The sequence below is a fragment of the Lactococcus sp. S-13 genome (assembly GCF_004210295.1).
GTDB lineage: Bacteria > Bacillota > Bacilli > Lactobacillales > Streptococcaceae > Lactococcus.
The window spans coordinates 153,013-172,711 of record NZ_SDAK01000001.1 but is presented as its reverse complement, the minus strand read 5'-3'; the positions used below and the strand labels follow the sequence as shown (position 1 = coordinate 172,711).

Annotated in this window: 15 protein-coding genes; 6 read left to right on the top strand and 9 right to left on the bottom strand. The window is 39.7% G+C overall.

Annotated features, from left to right (window positions below; genetic code table 11):
- Positions 1 to 95: 95 nt before the first annotated feature.
- Together EQJ87_RS00915 and EQJ87_RS00910 are read right to left on the bottom strand one after the other, a co-directional pair.
- A complete protein-coding gene (locus tag EQJ87_RS00915; protein ID WP_130122916.1) occupies positions 96 to 296 on the bottom strand; it encodes a hypothetical protein in 201 nt (66 codons plus the stop codon).
- Between the two features lie 384 nt (positions 297 to 680).
- Positions 681 to 1,868 (bottom strand): MFS transporter, encoded by a 1,188-nt coding sequence (locus tag EQJ87_RS00910; RefSeq protein ID WP_130122915.1) that lies wholly within the window; start codon positions 1,866 to 1,868, stop codon positions 681 to 683.
- Positions 1,869 to 2,025: 157 nt separating this feature from the next.
- Here EQJ87_RS00910 and EQJ87_RS00905 point away from each other — a divergent pair, with 157 nt between their 5' ends.
- Positions 2,026 to 2,379 carry a winged helix-turn-helix transcriptional regulator gene (locus EQJ87_RS00905; protein ID WP_130122914.1) on the top strand — a complete coding sequence of 118 codons (354 nt, stop codon included), beginning with the start codon at positions 2,026 to 2,028 and terminating at the stop codon, positions 2,377 to 2,379.
- 40 nt (positions 2,380 to 2,419) lie between these two features.
- Here EQJ87_RS00905 and EQJ87_RS00900 read toward each other — a convergent pair whose 3' ends face one another.
- The 4 genes from EQJ87_RS00900 to EQJ87_RS00885 form a co-directional block, all read right to left on the bottom strand.
- Complete coding sequence (locus EQJ87_RS00900) at positions 2,420 to 3,361, bottom strand: 2-dehydropantoate 2-reductase (RefSeq protein ID WP_130122913.1); 942 nt, start codon at positions 3,359 to 3,361, stop codon at positions 2,420 to 2,422.
- Between the two features lie 158 nt (positions 3,362 to 3,519).
- Positions 3,520 to 3,954 (bottom strand): Spx/MgsR family RNA polymerase-binding regulatory protein, encoded by a 435-nt coding sequence (locus tag EQJ87_RS00895; RefSeq protein ID WP_130124548.1) that lies wholly within the window; start codon positions 3,952 to 3,954, stop codon positions 3,520 to 3,522.
- 1,083 nt (positions 3,955 to 5,037) lie between these two features.
- Positions 5,038 to 8,460, bottom strand: coding sequence for a phage tail tube protein (locus EQJ87_RS00890; RefSeq protein WP_223804466.1), 3,423 nt, complete (start codon positions 8,458 to 8,460; stop codon positions 5,038 to 5,040).
- A gap of 160 nt (positions 8,461 to 8,620) precedes the next feature.
- Positions 8,621 to 9,064 (bottom strand): hypothetical protein, encoded by a 444-nt coding sequence (locus EQJ87_RS00885; protein ID WP_130122912.1) that lies wholly within the window; start codon positions 9,062 to 9,064, stop codon positions 8,621 to 8,623.
- A 320-nt stretch (positions 9,065 to 9,384) separates the two neighbouring features.
- Here EQJ87_RS00885 and EQJ87_RS00880 point away from each other — a divergent pair, with 320 nt between their 5' ends.
- The 5 genes from EQJ87_RS00880 (at position 9,385) to EQJ87_RS00860 (ending at position 15,634) form a co-directional block, all read left to right on the top strand.
- On the top strand, positions 9,385 to 11,010 hold the full coding sequence (locus EQJ87_RS00880; RefSeq protein ID WP_130122911.1) for an Rqc2 family fibronectin-binding protein: 1,626 nt from the start codon (positions 9,385 to 9,387) through the stop codon (positions 11,008 to 11,010).
- 78 nt (positions 11,011 to 11,088) lie between these two features.
- A complete protein-coding gene (locus EQJ87_RS00875; protein ID WP_130122910.1) occupies positions 11,089 to 11,904 on the top strand; it encodes a putative RNA methyltransferase in 816 nt (271 codons plus the stop codon).
- 172 nt (positions 11,905 to 12,076) lie between these two features.
- On the top strand, positions 12,077 to 13,600 hold the full coding sequence (locus EQJ87_RS00870; protein ID WP_130122909.1) for an ABC transporter ATP-binding protein: 1,524 nt from the start codon (positions 12,077 to 12,079) through the stop codon (positions 13,598 to 13,600).
- Positions 13,590 to 14,684, top strand: a complete 1,095-nt coding sequence (locus tag EQJ87_RS00865; RefSeq protein WP_130122908.1) for an ABC transporter permease — start codon at positions 13,590 to 13,592, stop codon at positions 14,682 to 14,684. The genes EQJ87_RS00870 and EQJ87_RS00865 overlap by 11 nt, the downstream gene beginning before the upstream one ends.
- Positions 14,681 to 15,634, top strand: a complete 954-nt coding sequence (locus EQJ87_RS00860; RefSeq protein WP_130122907.1) for an ABC transporter permease — start codon at positions 14,681 to 14,683, stop codon at positions 15,632 to 15,634. Before EQJ87_RS00865 ends, EQJ87_RS00860 begins: the two co-directional genes overlap by 4 nt.
- A gap of 105 nt (positions 15,635 to 15,739) precedes the next feature.
- Here the strand turns inward: EQJ87_RS00860 and EQJ87_RS00855 are convergent, their stop codons facing one another.
- From EQJ87_RS00855 to pfkA, 3 genes are all read right to left on the bottom strand, one after another.
- The gene (locus tag EQJ87_RS00855; protein WP_130124546.1) at positions 15,740 to 16,726 is read right to left on the bottom strand and encodes an L-lactate dehydrogenase; all 987 of its coding nucleotides are present in this window, start codon (positions 16,724 to 16,726) and stop codon (positions 15,740 to 15,742) included.
- Between the two features lie 138 nt (positions 16,727 to 16,864).
- Positions 16,865 to 18,373, bottom strand: coding sequence for a pyruvate kinase (pyk, locus tag EQJ87_RS00850; protein ID WP_130122906.1), 1,509 nt, complete (start codon positions 18,371 to 18,373; stop codon positions 16,865 to 16,867).
- Positions 18,374 to 18,444: 71 nt separating this feature from the next.
- Positions 18,445 to 19,467, bottom strand: a complete 1,023-nt coding sequence (pfkA, locus tag EQJ87_RS00845; protein WP_130122905.1) for a 6-phosphofructokinase — start codon at positions 19,465 to 19,467, stop codon at positions 18,445 to 18,447.
- Positions 19,468 to 19,699: the final 232 nt, after the last annotated feature.

Sequence of the window (19,699 nt, the reverse complement as noted above, 5' to 3'; positions counted from 1 at the left end):
ATGCAACCATTCAAAAAAGTGTTATTAATGATAGGTACTATTCAAATATTTTGATATAAATTAAATTGGGCCAATTTTTGGGCAAAATATGATTTTTATTGCTTATTATTGCTCAATAAGGTTGTTTTTCTATCTTTTCTAAGATAATTAAAAATTATTCGCTTTGAATTTTCTGAAAAAGAAAAAGCCCTATTTTGCAAGGACTTTGAGCTAATCAAACTACAAATTCTATCTATTTTCAAATCCAATTTTTTCAAGAAGTCAACATCCAGTACATTCAACCATTGAATAACCATCTCTACTCCTTAATCCTGCTGCAATAATACTTGCAGCCCTTTAAATCTTCTTTAAAATGAACAACTCTAAAAACTCTGGGCTTTTCTCCCAAAATTTTAATGTCCGAATAAATTAACCAACTTCCAAACCCTTCTTCTCAATTCTAGCTAGTCTAAAAATCAAGCAAAAGAGCCAGATACTTCTCTATTCTACCATTTTTAGCCATATTTTTCCTTAATCCATATTCCATTTCATTCTCTGTCTTACGACGATATCTTATTGACTTTGAAAGTCAAAAAATAGGATGACAATACATCCTATTTTTTAGCTCGTTTTACAAAATTTCTGATTCTTTTAAAACCCTCAGTTATTTTTTAAAAATCACTCATTTTTTCGCTCAACCCTTACTTCTTACTTCTTTTTTCTTTTTTACTTGCGCCTAAAGCTAAAAACATAGCTAAAAGGGCAATGATCATCCCAGAAACTGGGGTCAAATTGACCCCTATTCGTTGAGTCACTTGCGCGCCGACCAGTGATCCAAAGGCTATCCCAACATTAAAGGCCGAAATATTAAAAGCTGAGGTGAGAGCAATATCTTTGGGCGCTTCTTTTTCGGCCAATTGAACAACATAAAGCTGCAGACCTGGAACATTCATAAAAGCAAAGAATCCCAAGACCAAGACAGAAATTAGTCCAAGCCACATATTACCATTAAAAATTGCAAGCGTCATAAAAAGCAAGGCGAAAGCTAGAGCAGCAAACATTTTAATTAAACTTTTCAATACACTCCTATTAGCCCAATAGCCACCTAAACTATTTCCAAGAGCAACCGTTAGACCATACCCGAGCAAAATAAAAACAATTGCCTGTTCCGAGAAGCCAAATTCATGCTCTAAAATGGGAGATAAATAAGTGTACGCAGCAAAAGTGCTCCCATAACCTAAGGCCGTGATTACAAATGAAACAACTATTGATTTATTAGAGAAAATTCGTTTAAAACCAAGCAAATCCACACGACCAGGAATTTCCAAATGACGAGGAATAAGTAAAGCACTGAAAACCAAGCCTAACAAACCAATTAAGGCGATAAAAATAAAGGCGCTATTCCAACGACTTTGTTGCCCAATAAATGTCCCTAAAGGAACGCCTACAATCGTTGCAACAGTCAATCCCATGAACATCATAGCAATTGCTGAGGCACGCTTTTCTGGACGAACCACGTTTGCAGCAATCACCGTTGAAACTGACATAAATATCCCATGCGCCAAAGCAGCAATCACGCGCCCTAAAAGCAAAATGGTGAAAGTCGGTGAAAATGCTGTAAATAAATTCCCAATAATGAACAAGCTCATAATGGCAATCATCAAAGTGCGCCGATTCCATCTTCCTGTAAAAACAGTGAGTAAAGGCGCACCAATTGTTACCCCTAAAGCATAAAGAGAAACTGTCAAGCCAGCCTGAGCCAATGTCACATGAAATTGTGTGATAATCATTGGCATCAAGCCAACACTTATAAATTCTGTAGAACCAATCGCAAATGCATTAATTGCAAGAGCGAGCAATGTTAAATGAGGTGATATTTTTTTCTTCATTTTCTTCCTTTATGATTTTATATTGACCTTTTGGTCTATTTTTTCAACGAAAATTATTGTATAATAAATAAAACGATTTGCATAGTACCTACTTTTTAGTGCTATACCTACCAAAAAGTGTCTATTAGCTTAAAATAAAGAAAAAATAGGAATAAAAATGTCAGAAAAAATTTATAATATTGCTGTCGAAGCCACCATGGAGGTCATCGGTGGCAAATGGAAACCCATTATCTTGTGTAATTTGCGACATGGAGCCGTTCGCCCAGGTGAATTAAAGAGACAAATTTCTGGAATTAGCCAAAAAATGCTGACTCAGCAACTCAAAGAATTAGAATCTGCTCACATCGTAACCCGAAAATCCTATAATGAAGTTCCGCCACGCGTCGAATATTCACTTAGTGAATATGGAGAAAGTCTAAGTACAATCATGGATAGTCTTTGTGATTGGGGGAAACTCCACATTCAAACTCTAAAAAATCAAGGGCAATCCGTCACTCTTTTACAGGATTAAAAAAGCATCGTTAAATAACGGTGCTTTTTTAATTTAATAATTATTGAGCGTGTAAAATCTCTTCTTTAGAATGAATAAGCTGTGTAAGAAAATCACAGTAAGGTGTAGGAACGTGATATTTTTTTCCTTTACGAGAAACTGCACCATTGATATAGTCAATCTCTGTAAGTCGATTGTGTTTGATTAGATCTTGATACATTGAAGGATAGTGCAGACCTATAAGTTCTGGATCAAAACAAGTTTCAATATGGGCTATGACCTCTTCAACATCAAGAAATACCTCTTCTTGAGCTGCAATCTCAGCAAATTCGTTCACAATTTTTGTAACCATTTCGTCGGCAAACTTAGTTGCCCCAAAGCCGGCCATGTTAGTATCTAAAATTGTACACAGACCATTCATAGTCCCATTGACACAGGCTTTACGATAAATAGAATAAAGAATATTATCAGAGTATTTAGCGTTCAAGCCAGCTTGAGACAAAATTTTTGCCAATTCAATAGCCGCCTCTTCTTGACCTTTTGCAAAATTTTGTAACTCAACAGACCCTTCGCCAAATAATTTGACGCGTCCAGGCCCTTCAATTCCAGCTGTCCACATTGTATTTCCAATAAAAATATTTTGTTCTGGAACATAACTTGCGATGATATCTTCATGACCAATACCATTCAAAAGACATAAAACTTTTGTATTTTCGGAAAGAACCGGTTGGATATCCTGAAGCATCTGATCCAGTTGCATCGCTTTTGTAAATAAAACAACTAGCTCTGTTTCAGTCTTCAAGCTTGAAAGCTCTTGTTGCCATTCAATTGCTAGATGAGCAGTCACTTCTTCTCCGTTGAAATTTGCTTTCAAACCATTTTCTTTGATTGCTTTGACATGATCTTGCCAGCCATCTACAAGCGTTACCTCGTTTCCTGCTTGATGAAGCATCAAGCCAAAACGACTTCCCATCGCTCCTGCACCAGCAATGATTATTTTCATTATTTTTCCCCTTTATTTTGACAATGATTCTATCTTCATTGAAAAATTACTTTTGTATTGTATAGATTATATGAAACCTTATTAAAATTGTAACTTTTTATCAAAGAAAAATCAAATTATCGTTTTAGAGAAGAGCGAATGCATCAAAAAGTTGTTTTTTATCCCAATAAGGCCTGAACTTCTGTATCCCACGAGCGTACATTCTCAATTGCTGTAATGAGTTCAACTTTACGAACAGCACGAGGTAAAAATTTACGAATATCATCTTCATTGTAACCTACCTGAAGTCGATAATCATCAACAAGCAGGGGGCGACGAAGCATACGATGGTTTTTAATGATTAAATCAACCAGTTGATTCGTTGTTAATTCATCAAACTCAATTGTTTGTGATAATTCCTTATAAATATTACTTCGTTTGGAAATAATTTCTTCCGCTCCAAGTTCGGTTAATGAGAGTATTCTCATAATATCATCTCTTTGTAGACTATTTTCTAATATGTTTATTTCTTTAAATTCTAATTTGTTTGCCATTAACCATTGCTTCATTTTTTTACTTGAGACACAGTTTGTCGAAGAAAACAATTTAATCATAGCTTTTACTTCCATTCTTTTTTATTATTTGTTTCTCATTTATAAATTTATTATATTAAAACAAACAATCAATGTCAATACAAATTATCATTTTTATTTAATTTTTTTGTTATTTTTTTCGTTTTTGTTGTAAAAAAAGAAAAACACCTCTTAAACAGGAGATATTTTTCTTTTATATTATTAAACACTCATAAGTGTATCGATTGATTTAATAGATTGTAATTTTTAGACAACAAGCATAATCGCAGTGACTGGCCAAGCACAATAAGCCAATCAATATCAGCAAAAGGTAAGATTACAGCTACTCCTAGAGGACCAGCAACCAGACCAATCAAGACGTTTGGAATAAAGACGGTACTAATATCCTAAAGATATGGTTACCACTAGCTAGATTAGACAGTAAAATTTGCAAACCTAATAGAAAAGATAAAATGATCAGAAGCTTTAACGTCATCTTTCCAGTAAAAGCTTTCATCTATTTATAGCACAAAACACCAATCTTAATCTTTTAATTACATAGTTTTTCCTATGCTAAAATGAAAAAACACCAAAAATTGGTGTTTTTTTGATTATTTTCTATGTTCAGAGGTCAATGTCTTAAATTTGTGTTTCCATTCATTCTGGAGCCACCGATTTTCAAAAGTGTCGGCAAGGAGTGTATTTCTCTCCTTTTGTTGTTTACTATTTTTGACTACTTTTACTGATACTTTCTTAGACAATTGATTTCCTCCTGTTATCGATCAGTTACGATCTCATCAAACTGGTTTCTTCTTAAAACTACCTTGTATCTTTGTGAAGCTTATCTTTTGTAAAATACTTAGATATTTACTAAACTATTATAACAAAAAAACAAGCATTATTAAACTCAAACGATTTTTTTGCATTTTATTATCTAAAAAATTCCAGCTAATTTTAAATAAAATAAGCAAGCAAGTCCTTCTAGTAACTTGCTTGCTTTTTGTAACTTGAAAAGAATTTCGAAGCAGTCAAAGTTGGATTGACTTTGACTCTACTATTATATCGTATTCTTTAGATTTATAGCAATAGTTAGCCTGAAATTTGGGGTGCTTTTAAGTCATTGATTTATTTTTCCTCCTCCTTTTTACTCTTATTTTTCCAAAAGAAGAGTGAACCAACCATCGCTGTGAATATTGCTCCAAGAGCTACCAACCAACTTGTACTTGCTTCTCCTGTCATAGGTAAGCTCTTCGTTGATTTCATTGCAGCCATAGTACCGCTATTATATGAGTTGCTCATCGGGCTCATACCTGTGGCTTTGCTTGGAAGTTTAAATAACGTAGCTGTACTTTCGTTTCCTGCTGCATCTGTTGCAGTTGCAGATAAAGTCGTAGCATTTTCTGCTTCTGCTGGAAGTTTAACTGTGTAAGTACCATCTGCTCCAACCGTTGTTGTTCCCAGAACTTGCCCTGTTGCTGGATTACGGATTGTGATCGTTGCACCTGATTCACCAGTACCACCTACTGTGTAGCCCGTATCACCATTTCCACCAATATGATCCACTGTCGGTGGGTTTGGTGCCGTGGTGTCTGGAGTATTATTTTGTCCACCAGTTGAGGTTGTATCAGCAGGGGTCATCGCTGAAGTTGGTTGACTTTCATTATTTGCAGCATCAATAGCAATGGCAGTAAATTCTTGCTTCGCTCCAATACTTCCTTTTGCTAAGTTTATCGTGAAGGCGCCATTTCCATCAGCTTTGGCTGTTCCTAGCAGCTTATTGGACTTGTCATACAGTTTAATTGTTGAATTAGCTTCCGCAGTTCCGGTGATAGTATAACCAGCCTGTGAAGTACCCGTAACTTTTGTGATTACTGGTGCATCTGGTGCAGTGGTATCACCAGGGTTGGCTGGGGTTGTGATTGGTGTGGCGTCACTAGCATTGCTTGCCGCATCAGTCGCTGTGACTAACAGGTCAGCATTCGGTCCAACTGAACCTGGAAGGGTAACCGTGAAGTCTCCTGCGGGACTAGTTGTTGTCGTTCCCATGGTATTTCCTGCGGTGTCCTTAATTGCGATGCTAGAGTTAGGTTCTGCTGTACCTGTAACGATATAACCTGCTTGAGAATTACCTGTCACTGAATCAACTACAGGTGCTGCTGGTGCAGTTGTATCTACTCCATCAGAAACAACCAGAAGTTGGACAACGTCACCATAGCCTGCCGCCATGTAGGTCACTAGGTAAGTACCCGCAGCTAATTGACCATTTGTTAGAGTCTCACCCATTGCATTGGTAATCGCTGCAGTAACGGGAACATCAGCACCCTCACTATTTTTCAACGTTGTAGTCAGAGTAGCTGTTGCGTCGGCCGCGCCAACCGCTGAGGTCGTCGCAGTCAGAACACCTGTTGGAGCAATGAGAGTAACATCGGCTGGAGTTTTGATTGGTGTGGCATTACTAGCATTACTTGCCACATCAGTCGCTGTGACTAACAAATCGGCATTCGGTCCAACTGAACCTGGAAGGGTAACCGTGAAGTCTCCTGCGGGACTAGTTGTTGTCGTTCCCACGGTATTTCCTGCGGTGTCCCTAATCATGATGCTAGAATTAGGCTCTGCTGTACCTGTAACGGTGTAGCTTGTTTGAGAATTACCTGTCACTGAATCAACCACGGGTGCTGCTGGTGCAGTCGTATCTACTCCATCAGAGACAACAAGCGTTTGAGTCACTGAATCGTATCCTGTTGCGGAATAGGTGACGCTGTAAGTGCCCGCAGCTAATTGACCATTTGTTACGGGTGTTCCGCTGGTGTTAGTAATCACTGCTGTGACTGGAACATCGTCACCATCACTATTTTTTAAAGTTGTAGGAAGGGTGGCGTTCGCATCGGAGGCACCTGTCGCTGAAGTCATAGCAGTCAAAATTCCCGTTGGAGTGACGAGCGTCGGATCGACCGGGGTACGCGCTTGTGTTGATGCGCTTCTATTTCCTGATGCATCTATTGCTATAAGGAGCAAGCGAGCATCTGGTCCAACTGAGCCAGGAAGGTTAACCGTATAGTCCCCTGTAGAACTAGTCGTGGTTGTTCCTACGGTGCTTTCTGTGGCATTTTCAACGATAACCGTTGAGTTGGGTTCTGCCGTGCCTATAATGGTATAGCCAGTTTGCGAATTTCCAGTGATAGAAGTGACAAGGGGGGCATCTGGTCGCGTAGTATCTGCTGGGTCAGTGACGACAAGGGTTTGGGTCACTGGATCATATCCTGTGGCAGAATACGTGACGGTGTAAGTGCCCGCAGCTAATTGACCATTCGTTACGGGTGTTCCGCCAGTGTTGGTAATCACTGCGTTCACGGGAACATTGACCCCTTCGCTATTTGTTAATGTTGTAGGGAGTGTGGCTGTTGCGTCGGCTGCACCGACAGCCGAGGTCGTCGCAGTCAGATTTTCTGTCGGAGCAACGAGGGTAGGTGAGGCAGCAGCTAAGTAAACATAAGAAACACCATTTGCATTACTAAAGAGGTTAACATCAAGGAGGGAAGTTTGAACGACTGAGCCTGCAAAACGGGCGTCAACATCTCCTTGAAGGCTTGTAGGAACATCAATCTGCGTTGGAATGCTGGCAGTTGTATCTCCCAGCACTGAGGCCTGAGCAAGCTGATTAACAATTTCTCCTGTGCCTGCTGTTAAAGGGGTTAATAGCTCATCAATTGCTGCATTTAGCGGCCCTTTAAGGGTGTCCAAAGCGGGATTCAAGGGAGCACTTAAACCCGTCAACTGCAAGGCATTGACGGCGTTCTTAAGATTGTTTAGAATATCAATCAAATTAGCGGAAGCAACTCTACCGATTTCCCCGTCAAGTTGGCCACTAATTAAAGCTCCATCACTCGTCATGGTAGTTGGAACATTGAGGTTGGCACCACCAATATTTTGAACACTTTGAAGGAGGTTAAGTTGTTGAATAACTGGATTTAAGTCGAGCCCTGTGAGGTTATTACCTAGTCCCGCAACGCCACTCAAAAAGGTGTTCCCTGCTTGGACAAGTGTCGTAAGGAGTGCGACTTGATTGAGGTCAACAGTGATATTTGAGGTCACAGCGCTTGCTGCTGTAGGCGAAACATAACCACGAAGTTCTTGAGGGACGGTTAAGACCACATAACGTGGTGTTGGGTTGACCGTAACACTTGTGACGCCATTTCCCGAGATGGTGAAGTTGACGTTTTGAGTGCCTGCTTGACTATTCCATCGATTGAGTGGGCTGGTATTACTGCTATTGCTTGAACTTACATTTGTCAAAGCATCGACCTCCAGCACTGCGGCTTTGGCCGTAATCGGGAGTGACATGATGCTAAAAGCTGTTGGCAAGAGGGTGCTTGTCATGAGCAGTGCACCTGACATACCAGCGTATAAAAATTTCCGTTTGGTTGGATACATTTTTTTAAGTTTTTTTTGTTGGTTCTGAATTTCCATTTTTTCGTTTCCTCCAAATTTTCTATTCCAGAAAGTGCCGTGCTGATCAGTCACGTTGTTTCGTCTATTTTTGTAATCCATTACATACTTCATTTATACACTATCTTTTTGTAAAGTTTCATAAAATTATTTATATTTTCCTTGACCTTTGCTGACTATTTCAGATATTCTGATGATTTCAGTGATTATCTTTTTTGAGCAAAAAAAATCAGCCATTCCTTTTGAATAGCTGATTTTTAGGTTATTTTTGAGCGCTTTGCTCCAGGATTTTCATTCGCCGTAAAAGTTGATGTTCGCCAAATAAAATGAGAAGCAAAACAAGACTCCAACCACCAATCAAGGCGGCAGACTCAATAAGAGCGTCTCCCTTCTCGGAAATAAAAACGCGATTAGGATGCGCATTGACGACATAAACTGTAAGTTTTTCGCCTTCTTGACCTAATTTTCGAAAATAAACGTCAAGGGGACGCCGCTTGTGAGTTTTACCTTCAAATTCATATTTGACTGCATGAATGGCTTTAACGTCATCGCCACGGATGATTTGCGCCGAAACAGGTGTTTTCGCTAGATATTTATTACTTTGGTGGATGCCAATCAAAAATGCTGCCCCACCAAGCATTGCAATGGCAACAATCAGCATCACAAGACGCAAAATTCGCTGAAAAACTGTGATTATTTTACTCATTTAAATTTCCTATGTTTTCTCTTTTAGAGCCTGCTCGTATATTTTCTGTTTCTTATTTTACTATTTTACCATTTTTTGCAGGCAAAAGCCGATTTATAAATTCTAATCGCCGCCTTTTTTACTGACGAAAATGATTTTTTCAAATCCGTCAGCATTTTCTCTCATCTTTTTTGCTGACGTAAATTTTATCAGCTTTTTTGATTTGAAAATGTAGGAAATATTTGCTTTTTTTTGGTAAAATGAGCTTAGAATTATTTTAAAATTTTCTTATATTTACTGACGCAAAGGTCAGTAACTTTCAAAATGAAAAGAGGCACAAAATGTCCTTTGATGGTATTTTTTTACATCACATGACGACTGAATTGCAGTCGCTTGTTGGTGGACGTATTCAAAAAATCAATCAACCTTTCGATCAAGAACTTGTGTTAACGGTGCGGGCTGCGGGGAAATCGCAAAAGCTTTTATTGTCTGCTCATCCTGTTTTTGGTCGGGTTCAATTGACCCAAACTGATTTTCAAAATCCACAAAATCCTAATAATTTTGTGATGATTTTACGAAAATATTTGTCCGGTGCTTTTATTGAGCAAATCGAACAAGTTGGTAACGACCGGCAAATTATTTTCCATATTTCTACCAAAGATGAAATTGGTGATCGCTTGAAAATCGCACTGATTGCCGAAATTATGGGCAAGCATAGCAACATCATTTTGCTCGAAAAAACATCGCAAAAAATTGTTGAATCTATCAAGCATATCGGTTTTTCCCAAAATCAATATCGAACGATTTTACCTGGTTCGACTTATCTTGCACCTCCTGAAAACTCAGCGCTCAACCCTTTCTTAGCAACAGATGAACAGATTTTTGAGGCACTCCAAACTGAGCAACTGCAGCAAAAATTTCAAGGCATTGGGCGCGATTCGAAAATGGCCTTGACTGGACTTTCCGTCAGTGAATTTAGAGAGAAATTGCTGACGCTTTTGCCGTCAATTTACCCTAACGACACTTTTTCGAGCATCAAATTGGCTGATGATTTCGTAAGTTTCGACACTTTGTCAGAAATGCTTGATCACTACTATGCGGACAAAGCTGAACGTGATCGGGTGAAACAGGTCGCTGCTTCTGTCATCAAAAAAATTCAAAATGAGCTCAAGAAAAATCGTGACAAACTTAAAAAACAAGAACGTGAATTGGCAGCAACTGACAATGCCGAAATTTTCCGCCAAAAAGGGGAATTATTGAACACTTTCTTAAATCAAGTTCCGAATGATAAAATAAGTGTAACATTAGAAAATTATTATACAAACGAGCCTTTAGAAATTGCTTTAAATCCTGCCTTGACACCTGCTCAAAACGCCCAGCGTTACTTCCACCGGTATCAAAAATTGAAGCAAGCTGTCAAATTTTTAGGCGAACAAATTGCCAACACCAAGCAAACCATTCACTACCTTGAATCAGTCGAATCTAATTTGGAAAACGCTGATGTCCCTGAAATTGCAGATATTCGCGAAGAACTCATTCAAACCGGCTATATCAAGCAAAAATACCGCAATAAAAAGCAAAAAATGCTTCCACCTGAAAAGTATCAAGCTGCTGACGGCACCATTATTTTAGTCGGAAAAAACAATTTGCAAAACGAGCAGGTCAGCTTTAAACTGGCGCGTCGCGGAGATTTGTGGTTTCACGTTAAAGACATTCCTGGGAGCCATGTTTTGATTACAGGAAATCCTGACCCTTCTGATGAAACAATCACTTTTGCTGGCGAATTAGCTGCGTATTTCAGCAAAGCTCGTCGCTCCAACCTGGTTCAAGTGGATGTTCTAGACGCTAAAAAATTGCACAAGCCAACTGGAACAGCCCCTGGTTTTGTAACCTATGACCGTGAAAAAACCATCCGTGTCACCCCTGACGAAACTGTCATAAAATCACGTAAATTAAATAAAAAATGAGAAAAAGAAAGAGCTGATCATTACGTCAGCGATTTTTCTCTCATAATATCATAATAATTTTATATTTCGGAGAATTAAATGAGTGAATCATTAAAATGTCCGGTCTGTAACCAGCTTCTCCAACGAACTGAAAAGACCTATTGTTGCGTGAATAAACATACTTTCGACCTAGCAAAAGAAGGCTATCTCAATCTCTTATTAAATGCTAAGAAAACTGCCGGAGATTCCAAAGAGATGATGAACGCCCGCCGTAATTTTCTAGCGAAAGCCTATTACGAAAAATTATCAGACTATGTTAACCAAATTCTTCTCGACACTTTCTCTGCAGAGCAAACAATCATTGATATTGGCTGCGGTGAAGGCTATTACCTCTCTCGTTTCCACCGCCAATTTGCCCCTGCTGCTCCTCATTTTTACGGTCTAGATATTTCAAAACTAGGCGTTCGGATGGCCGCAAAGAAAAATCCTGAATTGCAGTGGCTCGTTGCTAATTTCGCAAATCTTCCATTCACAGACCACTCTGTCCACACCGTTTTATCGATGTTTGCCGAATACTCCGTCGCAGAAATCGACCGGGTACTCACCAAGGATGGCCGAGTTATTATCGTCAGAGCAGCCGCCAACCACCTCATGGAGCTAAAAAATATCATTTATCCTGAAATCCATGAAAAAGCTAAAACCAGCAGTATCAAGTATTTCCCAGGTTTTACCATTACTCAAAAACACTTTAGCTATCAAACTCAGATTGAAAACACTGAAGATTTACTTAGTCTTCTTTTGATGACGCCACACTATTGGAAAATCAAACCCGCAGGCGTTGAAAATCTGAAACAACAAAAACAGCTGACCGTGACCATCAGCATTGAGGTTGATGTTTTAACACGAAAAGATTAATTGAAAGCGTTATTTTTTTCAAAAACTCAATAATTCTGCCGAAAATTTTTTCTTTCATGAAAGCGCATAACTCACAAACTCTAAAAGCACTTTCATATCAGCAACAATTTTGGTATAATTAAGTTTGTAATTTTTATTTATTTACATCATTATTTTTAAAGAAGGAGCCACTATGGCGAATGAAAATGTCATTCAAATGATTGATGTCACCAAACGATTTGGTGATTTTGTTGCCAATGACAAAATCAATTTTGAATTGAAGAAAGGCGAGATTCATGCTTTGCTCGGTGAAAACGGTGCAGGTAAGTCAACCCTGATGAACATCCTCTCAGGACTCCTTGAGCCTACCGAAGGCGAAGTCCATGTCAAAGGGAAATTGGAAAAAATCGATTCTCCCTCAAAAGCCGCAAACCTCGGAATCGGAATGGTTCACCAACACTTTATGTTGGTTGATGCCTTCACGGTTGCAGAAAATATCATTCTTGGAAATGAAATCACTAAAGGGATTAACCTTGATTTAAAAACTGCCAAGAAAAAAATCCTCGAACTTTCTGAGCGCTACGGACTCGCTGTCGAACCAGATGCACTGATTCGTGATATTTCTGTCGGTCAACAGCAACGGGTAGAAATTTTGAAAACACTCTACCGTGGCGCAGATATTCTGATTTTTGATGAACCAACAGCCGTCTTGACTCCGGCTGAAATTACCGAATTGATGAAGATTATGAAAAATCTGATTAACGAAGGTAAATCAATTGTCCTCATCACCCACAAACTTGACGAAATTCGTGCAGTAGCAAATCGAATCACCGTCATCCGTCGTGGAAAATCAATCGAGACTGTTGAACTTGGAGATAAAACCAATCAACAACTCGCTGAACTCATGGTTGGTCGCTCCGTTTCTTTCGTTACTGAAAAAATAGCTGCTCATCCAAAAGATGTTGTTTTAGAAATAAAAGACCTCAATGTCAAAGAAAGTCGTGGTTCTCTCAAAGTCAAAGGACTATCCCTTGACGTTCGAGCAGGCGAGATCGTTGGACTTGCAGGAATTGATGGTAACGGGCAAACTGAACTGATCAAAGCAATCACTGGTTTGATGAAAGTCGATTCTGGAACAGTAAAACTTCATGGTAAAGACATTACTAATCAACGACCACGGAAAATTACTGAGCAATCCGTAGGACACGTTCCAGAAGACCGTCATCGTGATGGCTTAGTTCTCGAAATGACCGTTGCCGAGAATATTGCTTTACAAACTTATTACCGTCCACCAATGAGCAAATATGGTTTCCTTGATTATACTAAAATCAATAGCCGTGCCCGTGACCTGATGACAGAATTTGACGTTCGTGGTGCTGGTGAATGGGTCTCTGCTGCTTCACTCTCTGGCGGAAATCAGCAAAAAGCAATTATCGCCCGTGAAATTGACCGCAACCCTGACTTATTAATTGTCTCTCAACCTACTCGAGGACTTGACGTCGGTGCGATTGAATACATTCATAAACGCCTCATCCAAGCTCGTGATGAAGGTAAAGCTGTTCTCGTCGTTTCTTTTGAACTCGATGAAATCCTTAACGTCTCCGACCGAATCGCTGTTATTCATGATGGTCATATTCAAGGGATTGTAAGCCCTGAAACAACCACTAAACAAGAGCTCGGTATTTTGATGGTCGGAGGTAATATCAATGAACAGTAACACAAAAAAAATTCTCGTCCCTCTCATTGCCATTTTCTTTGGCTTTGTCTTGGGTGCGATTATCATGTTGGCCTTTGGCTACAATCCAATTTGGGGTTATGAAGACCTCTTTATCTCAGCATTAGGAAATGCTCGAGCAATCGGTGAAACCTTGCAGACGACTGGTCCGTTGATTCTGACTGCTCTCTCCTTTGCTGTGGCAATGAAAGCCGGACTTTTCAACATTGGGATGTCTGGTCAAGCACTAGCTGGTTGGATTACTTCAATGTGGTTTGCGTTAAGCTTCCCAGATTTACCAAGAATCCTTCTCATCCCTCTCGTTGTGATTATCGGAATGTTCTTTGGAGCATTGATGGGCTTCATTCCTGGTGTTCTGCGTGCGCTCCTTGGGACATCTGAAGTTATTACAACAATTATGTTAAACTACATCATCCTCTTTTTCTCAACTTTCATGATTCATGATATGTTCCAAAAAGATATCTTGATGGCAAACACAACTGACCAAACCAAACTCATTAGCGCCAATGCTTCTTTCCGAACACAATGGATGTCTTCTTTAACCAATAACTCAACTTTAAACATCGGATTGATTATTGCTTTGATTGCCTTAGTAATTATGGCTATTGTCTTTTCTAAAACAACACTTGGTTTTGAAATCAAGGCAGTTGGTCTTAACCCCGACGCTTCAGAATATGCAGGAATTTCAGCAAAACGTACAATTGTTATGGCTATGGTTGTCGCTGGAGCACTTGCTGGACTTGGTGGTGTTGTTTATGGCTTTGGTTATATGCAAAACTTTGTTTCACAATCTGGTTCATTAGACATTGGATTTAACGGGATGGCTGTTGCCCTTCTTGGTGGTAACAATCCTGTGGGTATCCTCTTTGCTGGTCTTCTTTTCTCAGTGCTTCAAACTGGAGCGCCTGGTATGATGAACGATTCGATTCCACCACAAATCGTCCAAGTCGTTACAGCTGCAATTATCTTCTTCATCGCTATAAGATTTGTTATTGAAGTAATCTTACCAAAAGCGAAAGCAAGTAAAGCTGCTGAGTCTGCTAAGAAGAAAGGAGAAAAAGCATGAATCTCGTAGATACATTGCAAATTATCGTTGCAAATATGCTCATCTATTCAACACCTCTGATCTTCACAAGTATCGGTGGTGTGTTCTCAGAACGTGGCGGAATCGTCAACGTTGGTCTTGAAGGTATCATGACCATCGGAGCTTTTAGCTCTGTTGTTTTCAATCTGACAACCGAAGGAATCTTCGGTAGTTTAACCCCTTGGATTGCCATTCTTTTCGGCGCCTTAGTCGGAGCAATTTTTGCTTCACTTCATGCTGTAGCAACCGTTAACCTTCGTGCTGACCATATCGTTTCAGGGACAGTCCTTAACTTAATGGCACCAGCTTTGGGTGTGTTCTTACTTCAAGTTCTTTATCAACAAGGACAAATTAACATCAATGAACAAATCGGTTACTGGAATGTTCCTTTGCTTTCGAAAATTCCTGTGATTGGTAAAATCTTTTTCAGTCAAACTTCTTTACCTGGTTTCTTAGCAATTCTTATTGCCTTTCTCGCTTGGTACGTGCTTTTCAAAACACGCTTTGGTCTTCGTTTGCGTTCTGTTGGTGAAAATCCCCAAGCAGCTGACACGCTCGGAATCAACGTTTATGCTTATCGTTGGGCTGGAGTCCTTCTTTCTGGTGTACTTGGTGGTATCGGTGGAGCGATCTATGCTCAAGCAATCTCTGGTAACTTTGCCGTTTCTACAATCGCAGGTCAAGGTTTCATCTCTCTTGCAGCAATGATTTTCGGGAAATGGAATCCAATCGGAGCAATGCTCTCATCACTTCTCTTTGGTCTTTTTACATCACTGGCCGTTGTTGGAGGCCAAATTCCAGGGATCAAAGAAATTCCTTCTTCGTTCTTGCAAATGGCACCTTACGTCTTTACAATTATCGTTCTCGCCCTCTTCCTTGGTAAAGCAGTTGCACCTAAGGCTGATGGAGTGAATTATATCAAAACAAAATAAAAAAAATCTGTCGCTTGACAGATTTTTTTTATCGTAAATTTTTAAATGTAAAGAGAGGGCATTATAAAAAAGAGTTTCTAGAAACTCTTTTTTATTTAAAATCTTTTAGTTTTTAACTGCTGCTGCGATTTCAGGATCAGCGAAAGCATTATCAATGATTTCTTTCAATTGTTGTCCTGAAGCTTGCATTTTTTGCATCTCAGCGTCGTTCAATGGGATGTGAATAGCGTTTACAACACCATGTGCACCAACGATAGCTGGTTGACCGATGTAGCAGTCATCAAGTCCGTATTGACCTTCTTGGAAGACAGATACCGGAAGAACAGCATTTTCGTCATCAAGGATTGCTTTAGTGATACGAGCAAGTGCAACAGCGATACCGTAGAAAGTTGCGCCTTTCTTTTTGATGATGCTGTAAGCTGCGTCACGAACACCTTCAAAAAGTTCAATGATTTCTGCTTCATCAAGGTATTTGTTTTCTTGGAACCATTGTTCAAGTTGAACACCAGCAACGTTAGCGTGTGACCAAACGGCAAATTCTGAGTCACCGTGCTCACCCATGATATAAGCGTGGACGCTACGTGCATCAACATCAAGTTTTTCAGCCAAAGCTTGACGGAAACGAGCAGTATCAAGAGATGTTCCTGAACCAACCACACGGTTTTTAGGAAGACCTGAGAATTTCCAAGTAGAGTATGTCAAAACGTCAACTGGGTTAGCAGCAACGAGGAAGACACCATCAAATCCTGATGCCATAACGTTTGTTACGATATCTTTGTTGATTTTAAGGTTTTTACCAACAAGGTCAAGACGAGTTTCACCTGGTTTTTGTGGCAAACCTGCTGTGATAACAACAAGGTCAGCGTCTGCACAGTCTTCATAAGTAGCTGCATAGATTTTCTTTGGTGCAGTGAAAGCCAAAGCGTGGCTCAAATCTTCTGCGTCCCCTTCTGCTTTTGCACGAAGTTGTGGGATTTCTACAATACCCAATTCTTGAGCGATTCCTTGGTTTACAAGTGCGAAAGCGTAAGATGAACCTACTGCTCCGTCACCTACGAGGATAACTTTTTTACGTTGTTTTTCAGCCATGATTTCTGAATTTCCTTTCAAATTTTAAATGAGATTAATTACTTATTTTTAAACGTATAAAGAATACAAAATCGTTTTCAACAATAATGCCTGTCATTTCTGACAGGCATCATCGCCTTATAAAATTGTTAAAACTTATGATTATTTAACAGTGCGGATACGCATTGTGTTTGTGCGGCCAGTACCAACTGGAACACCAGCAACGATAATGATGTTATCGCCAGATTCAACCAAACCTGATGCCAAAGCAGCTTTTTCAGCAACTTCAAACATATCGTCAGTTGATGCAGGACGTTCCATCATCATTGGGATAACACCCCAGTTAATCATCAAACCACGTTCAACTTTTTCGTCAAATGTAACAGCCAAAATGTCTGCGTCTGGACGATGTTTAGAGATCAAACGTGCTGTGTTACCTGACTCTGTCAAAGCAACGATCAATTTAACATCCATTGCTTCAGCAGCATTTTTTACTGATGATGCAACAACTTCTGTTACAGTTGATTTGTCGTAACGTTCTGGGTGGAGACGTCCGTACTCTTTCAACATTGTTTGAGCGTTTTTGTTAACAGTTGCCATTGTACGAACTGATTCACGTGGGTATTTACCGTTAGCTGATTCACCTGAAAGCATTGTAGCATCAGTACCATCAATAACAGCGTTGAATACGTCTGAGATTTCAGAACGTGTAGCACGTGGGTTGTAAGTCATTGATTCAAGCATGTTTGTTGCTGTAACAACGATTTTACCTGCTTTGTTAACTTTGCTTATGATCAATTTTTGGTAAACTGGAACCATTTCAAATGGAACTTCGATACCCATGTCACCACGAGCAATCATGATACCATCAGCAACTTCGATGATTTCATCAAGATTTTCAATCCCTTGTTGGTTTTCAATTTTAGCCAAAAGTTGTACGTGTGGATTTCCTGTTTCTTCACAGATACGACGAACTTCTTTAACGTCGCTTGCAGTACGTACAAATGAAATTGCGATGAAGTTGATTCCACCAGGTTGTGAAAGACCGAAACGGATATCAGCATCGTCACGTTCAGCAAGTGCTGGGAAAGGAATTTTAGTGTTAGGGATGTTAACACCTTTTTGTTTACCAATAACACCGTCGTTTTGAGCTTCAACTTCAAATTCACGAGTTGCTGCATCTTTACCAGTCAATGTCAAACCAAGTTTACCATCGTCAATCAAGATTGTTTGACCAACTTCAACGTCGTCAAAGATATCAAGACCACCAGCAACATTCAAAGCAATTACAGCTGGAGTTGATGTCAAACCTTGTTTTGTAGCAACGCGGAATTTATCTCCTGTTAAAACGTTGATTGCATCAGCACCATCTTCGAAGACTTCTGTACGCATTTCAGGACCTTTAGTATCAAGCAAGAATCCAACTTTACGACCAGCGATTTCTTCAGCGCGGTGAACTGTTGCCATACGTGCGCCTTGTTCTTCATGGTTACCGTGTGAGAAGTTAAAACGGAATACATCAGCTCCTTCTTGAATCAAAGTTGCGATTGTTTTAGCTGATGTTTCGACATCAAGCTCTTCACCCCAGTATCCTTTTTCACCGAATTTTTTTCCACCGCGAGTTTCAACGGCTGGGCCAAGAGTTGAGACGATTTTTACACGTTTATTCATTTTGTGTTTTTCTCCTATAATTTAAGTAATTATATATAATGCTTCTAAATTTAGAGGCAACTGCAATAACATTAGTTAAGGTTGAGGTTGTTCAGCGCTGAGTTAAGACGGTAAAGTTCAAGTCCTGCTTTGTGAGGGTTGTTAACTTTGATGCCACCATCTTCAGTCAAGCTAAAGAGTGCATTTTCTTCTGGTGTTCCAAGAATTGGGCTTTCCAAAAGTTCTTCGTTGTGAATACCTACGGCTACGCCACCGATACCATCACGGAGTAATTCAACGGCACGAGCTCCCATACGTGATGCGAGAACACGGTCACGAGCTGTTGGTGATCCACCACGTTGGATGTGACCAAGTACAGAAACACGTAAATCGCCTTCATAACCAGCTTCTTTAAGTTTTTCAGCAAATTCTTCACCAGACATTACGCCTTCTGCAAGAACAATAATGTGGTGGTTTTTACCTTTTTCGTAACCTTTGTTGATATTGTTTACGACGTTTTCAAACTTAAATTCTTTTTCTGGGATACAGATATCATCTGCACCTGCTGCAATACCTGCGTTAAGTGCGATATCTCCAGCGTTTCGTCCCATTACTTCTACAACGAATGTACGGTTGTGTGATGAAGATGTATCGCGGATTTTATCCAAAGCATCTACAACTGTTGAAACGGCTGTATCGAAACCGATAGTGAAATCAGTTCCAACGATATCGTTATCGATAGTCCCTGGAAGTCCAACTGCTGGGAATCCATGTTCTGTTAAGCGCATTGCTCCGTGGTAAGAACCATCACCACCGATTACAACGACACCTTCGATACCGAATTTTTTCAGTTGCTCAATACCTGCAAGTTGGCCTTCCAAGTATTGGAATTCTGGATAACGAGCTGAATACAAGAATGTACCACCACGACCAATTTTATCACCTACTGATGCTGATGTGAGTGGGAAAATATCTCCTGCAACCATACCCGCATATCCGTGGTTAATCCCGTAAATTTCGATACCTTCAGAAATCGCTTTACGAACAACTGCACGAATAGCCGCATTCATTCCTGGAGCATCGCCCCCAGAAGTCAAAACTGCAATGCGTTTCATTTAAATCTGTCCTCCGAAATTGAGATACATAGTTTCTATTGACGGCTGACGCTTGTCAGCTTTCTACACTATGCTCATTTGTTGTCTAGTTCATTATATCATTTCTCCACAAAAAAATCTTGTAACAAACTGTATAAAACGTTTACATTACAAAAAAATTTTGAAGCCTTAATCTGCAAGGGTTTTCGCAGGTTTTTAGGTGAAATGGTTCTGACAATTCAAAGGTCGAACG